The following is a 1,406-nucleotide window of genomic DNA, read 5'->3' as shown; positions in this document are numbered from 1 at the left end:
ACCAAGTTCAGCCAGATCTTGTGATGGGCTCTCTGCTACCGCGACAAAAGAAAATAAAGTAAGCAGCCATGCCAGATAGTTTATATTTCTCATATGTATCAAGTCCCTTTTGCGACGTCTTATGCGATGACGTTAATATCAGATGGAACATTAACCAGAGCGCAACTTCAACAAAACCAGCTCTCACGCCAGTCAAAACTGAAACCTTAGTGCAGGCGATACCCTTTGTTGAAATATCCAATGGCTTATTACTACTAATTATTGATCTGAATTCAGCCGGAATTTGTTAAAAATCGTCAAATAATTAAAGCACACGCAGTAGAAAATATGCGAAAAGCCCTAGAATTTACTAACAGTTAATTAATAAAGTAGCACCGATATCTAAGGATGATCAGATAAAGTTCACAGAGTACTTTTAAATATGATGAATATTGACCAAGGCAGCCAGCTAGATAGTATTCTTAACCGTTTTCACTCTTTTGGAGTTGGTGAGAATTCATAAATAAGTGTCTGCGTTTACCCTAAAACTTACGAAATAATAACGGCACTCAAACTACTTGCGGCAATCTTGATTAGTTTTCACGATTAATTACAAGCAGTGCAAACTTAGTAAGACGGTACAAATATTCGCATTAAAGAAACCACTATAAGTTTGCAATTTTATATCAGCAAAAACATTATCGGCTGGATACTCGCAAGAATATCTATCACAGCTATAATTTTTGCTATTATTTTAACAAGACGGAAGTTCAAAGCGTTTTAGACAAGGCTATAATTGAAAGAATATACGGGCAAGAAACTAATACCAATTCCGTTAATTAGGTGATCTATTTAGGCGTAGGGGAAATGGATGAAAGCAAGGCATTGATTGCAGTAACTAGTTGTTATAATTACACAAAATAGTATGGAACGATTTTAAACAGCTTTAGCTGGCCACGAAGTTGGGAATAACAGGACGTTATGAATCAAATAAATAACAAAGACTAAAACATAGTTTTATGTCTAGCTAGCATTCATTTTAACAAGCATAAATGAATAGAAAATTATCGGATTTGGTATAACTTAAAGGGAAGCTGTTTATGGCTAAGATTATTTTAGAAAGTAAGCTTACTTGCCCTTTTTGTGGCTTCCAAAAAACAGAAACAATGCCGACTGATGCATGCCTGTACTTTTATGAATGTAGTTCCTGTCTTAAGTTATTAAAACCCAAAGCGGGAGACTGTTGCGTGTTTTGCTCTTATGGTTCGGTAAAATGCCCGGTAATTCAACAAGAAAATAGCTGTTGTTGCAGATAAAAGTGATAAAAAAACCGTTAATCAGTTAACGGTTTTTTTATCTGTTTATTTAAACTCAAAGCGCAAACTATCCGCAGCACTTTTTATATTTTTTACCACTACCGCAAGAAC

Annotated in this window: 1 protein-coding gene and 1 pseudogene; one reads left to right on the top strand and one right to left on the bottom strand. The window is 35.1% G+C overall.

Annotated elements, in window-relative coordinates; all coding sequences use genetic code 11:
* Positions 1–1,079 precede the first annotated feature (1,079 nt).
* On the top strand, positions 1,080–1,295 hold the full coding sequence (locus tag AC4GME_RS16585; protein WP_490377542.1) for a GDCCVxC domain-containing (seleno)protein: 216 nt from the start codon (positions 1,080–1,082) through the stop codon (positions 1,293–1,295).
* Between the two features lie 67 nt (positions 1,296–1,362).
* On the opposite strand, the pseudogene AC4GME_RS16580 reads toward AC4GME_RS16585, so the two are convergent.
* Positions 1,363–1,406: pseudogene (locus AC4GME_RS16580) on the bottom strand (SEC-C metal-binding domain-containing protein); the annotation flags it as partial.

This window comes from Psychromonas sp. (assembly GCF_983033635.1).
The sequence above is the reverse complement of the archived record's forward strand: the minus strand, read 5'-3'. Positions and strand labels throughout refer to the sequence as shown.